Annotated in this window: 4 protein-coding genes; all 4 read left to right on the forward strand. The window is 61.4% G+C overall.

The features are described from left to right. Positions 1-98 precede the first annotated feature (98 nt). The 4 genes from ACWGUG_RS18535 to ACWGUG_RS18550 all read left to right on the forward strand — a co-directional run bounded on the left by ACWGUG_RS18535 (position 99) and on the right by ACWGUG_RS18550 (position 2,786). A complete protein-coding gene (locus ACWGUG_RS18535; RefSeq protein ID WP_452325521.1) occupies positions 99-434 on the forward strand; it encodes a hypothetical protein in 336 nt (111 codons plus the stop codon). A gap of 69 nt (positions 435-503) precedes the next feature. Continuing rightward, positions 504-746 carry a glutaredoxin family protein gene (locus ACWGUG_RS18540; protein WP_452325522.1) on the forward strand — a complete coding sequence of 81 codons (243 nt, stop codon included), beginning with the start codon at positions 504-506 and terminating at the stop codon, positions 744-746. 263 nt (positions 747-1,009) lie between these two features. Beyond that, complete coding sequence (locus ACWGUG_RS18545) at positions 1,010-1,873, forward strand: hypothetical protein (RefSeq protein WP_452325523.1); 864 nt, start codon at positions 1,010-1,012, stop codon at positions 1,871-1,873. 25 nt (positions 1,874-1,898) lie between these two features. After that, a complete protein-coding gene (locus ACWGUG_RS18550) occupies positions 1,899-2,786 on the forward strand; it encodes a hypothetical protein (RefSeq protein ID WP_452325524.1) in 888 nt (295 codons plus the stop codon). The last annotated feature ends 18 nt before the right edge of the window (positions 2,787-2,804 follow it).

Here is a 2,804-nt window from a genome sequence, read left to right on the forward strand (position 1 = left end):
CCGATATGGGTTGACCCCCAACCGTATACCCGGTATACTCTTAATTAACGGGGAACGGAAAAGGAACCGCCCCGGCACCTACAACCCGAAAGGGAATCATGATTACCTTCGCTTCTTCCGCAGAGCTGGCAGAGTTCAAGACGTTCTGCCTGTACGACGGAATCTCGGCGCTGATCTTCTGGCGAAACGGAAGCTCCGACTTCTCGGCCTGGCAACTGTCCGAGATTCAGGGCAATCTCGCCACCAGCCGCGACATTCCCGCCGAGCACATCGTGCGCGCATGGAATGATCTGATGGACTCCACGAATGGAACCGCAATCGCATCGCTGATCGCGGACGGGCACACGATGGACGAATGCGAGAAGATGGACACCGCAACCATCGCCCTCCGGGACGAGGATGAGCAGCACTGCGGATACTGGGTCAACAACTAGTTGGCCGGGGAGGGGCGCGCATTCCCCAATCACGCGCATTAACTTCCACCTTCAACCCGAGAGGGAATCATGAGCGTCATCATTTTCACCCAACCTGGCTGTGGCCCCTGCCGTTCCGTCAAGCGTCGCTTGCAGGGACTGGGGATCGCATTCGAGGAGCGGAACCTGGCCACCGACGATACGGCACGCGAATTCCTCGTATCGCTCGGCATTCGTTCAACCCCTGTGGTCGTGGCTTCGGGTGTCGATCCCATCGTTGGAATGCGGGAGGATGAACTGAGCGCCCTAGCCGACTATGTGCGGAACATGTAGAGCTAATGTCATAAGATATATTATCGGCCATTTTTCGGAAGGGGACAAATGCTGAACTGGCTCCGCAGGACGCGACACGACGCAAATGCCGACGGGCCGATCTGCGGCTGCGGATGGGACACCCGCGACGGTGCTCATGAACTGCGCTGCATCCGCCCGCCAGGATGGAATACCCGCCGCGAATGCCCCGGCCACTCCGTGAGTGGCTACCAGCCCACGGCCTACGGCCGCTGACTCTGACCAGGATCGAGAGGATAGGAACCATGCAGAAGTACACCACCCGCCACGACGTGGACGCTGAAATCGTCGCGGCAATCGAATCCGGGGGCAGCGCGTTCGCTGACGAGTATGACCTCGACGCAATCGCGGACGAGTGCTACCCCTACAACCCGGGGCAGCAGGCATTCGTCTGCACGGCCACGACCGACGAGTTCTGGGCGAGCGTTCAGCGCAACGCACGGGCGCTGAAAGGCCCGCGCCTGATCGCGCCGACCGAAGGTGAACTTGCGAGCTTGAAAGAACTCGTCAACGTCCGAGAGCTGGAGTCCGAGTATGGCGTGAAGGAAGTGTTCACGCGACGAGAGCAGATCGAGGGTCAGGTGGCCATCGTGATCGGAGCCGACGACAGCCAACTCGTCTATCAGATCGAGGTCAGCAACGGCACTGCGGGGGCACGCATCGAGTCCTGGAGCTACACCGCTTACGACCGCGAAGGGAACATCCAGGACGAAGGCGAAGAACGGGTCACGCGAGAAACCGTAGCCAGCATCCACGACACGGTAGCCCTGTGGGCCGGCCAGAGACTCGCGGCGGACCACGAGGAAGGTCGAGCGGCCTATCATGCACGTGCCGTCCGTGATCTGATCGAACTCGCGCGGCGCGTCAAGGCCGGCACCGAGAAGCGGGACGTACAGATTCAAGACCCGACCAAATGGCGCATCGGGCACAACATCATCCCCTGGGCAATCACGCTGCCCGACAGAAAGCGCGCCGTCGATCCTTCCGAGCTTCGCATTGAGTGGATCAATCCCGCAAGCCGTCCCGACGGGCCCAACGAGTCGGAGGAAGCAACGGAGATCATTACCGTGGAGGATGCCCAGCGGATCATCGACTGGTGGAGAGCGTAAACGAGAGGACAGGGAGGAGCGAAAAATGGCGAAACGAAACAAGGGCAAGATCACCCCATACGATCTGCCGCATCTGCGAGACCAGATGATCGAGTTGTCCGAGTTTCTATCGGTCGAAAATCCCATCGAGAATGATCCCCTGCCGACGTTCGCCCGCGAGCTTGAGCGATCCGAGATGACGTGGGTGTCGAGAGACATGACCAAGCTTGCGCAGGCCGCAGCAGAAACACTGCCGGAGTGGACTCCGGCTGAGGTGATGCCGCACAAGTCCGGCTTTCTCATCTGGGGAGGGGAAACGGGATGCTCCGTCACGGTCGAAGGTCATTGTCTCAGGACGGTCGGCGTGACCTGGTACGTGCGGCGCGACGGTGCGCTGATCGTCAACACCCTCACCGACGTACCGCCCCCGTACGCGGAACGAACTCCCGTCAATAGCCGCATCCGCTCGGCAGCGTCCATGACGCTTGATCCAACCCGCGAGGGGTCGTCACTCGTTGACGGGCCGTGGGCTGACGAGCATGGCCTGGAGTCCGAAGATGCCGCGAGAGAATCGGGCGCGATGCTCGCCTTGCTTGGCGCGACGTGGCTGCTTGCCGAGCAAGACGGCGTGTCTGACAGGGAGGTCGTCAAAACCACGCCCACCAAACGGCGGAGGGTTGAGCGGTCCGCGCTGACACGAATGCTGCCGACCAACGTTCAGCTGATCGAGCTTCGACGCCACGAAACGGTGAAGCCCTCCGGCCAACGCCGGGCCGTCGAATGGAGCAGCCGCTGGCTCGTTGGAGGGCACTGGCGGCAGCAACCGTATGGGCCGGGACGGAAGCAGCGCAGGCCGGTCTACATCGCCCCCTACATCAAAGGCCCCGACGACAAACCGCTGAAATCTGAGCGCGTCAATGTCTGGAGAAAGTGAAAGCGATCGGCCCCGCCC

The organism is Microbacterium sp. NPDC055455 (assembly GCF_053619935.1).

Bases quoted from the DNA above. Each gene is read 5' to 3' on its own strand.
- ACWGUG_RS18535 (WP_452325521.1), top strand. From the start codon at position 99: ATGATTACCTTCGCTTCTTCCGCAGAGCTGGCAGAGTTCAAGACGTTC.
- ACWGUG_RS18540 (WP_452325522.1), top strand. From the start codon at position 504: ATGAGCGTCATCATTTTCACCCAACCTGGCTGTGGCCCCTGCCGTTCC.
- ACWGUG_RS18545 (WP_452325523.1), top strand. From the start codon at position 1,010: ATGCAGAAGTACACCACCCGCCACGACGTGGACGCTGAAATCGTCGCG.
- ACWGUG_RS18550 (WP_452325524.1), top strand. From the start codon at position 1,899: ATGGCGAAACGAAACAAGGGCAAGATCACCCCATACGATCTGCCGCAT.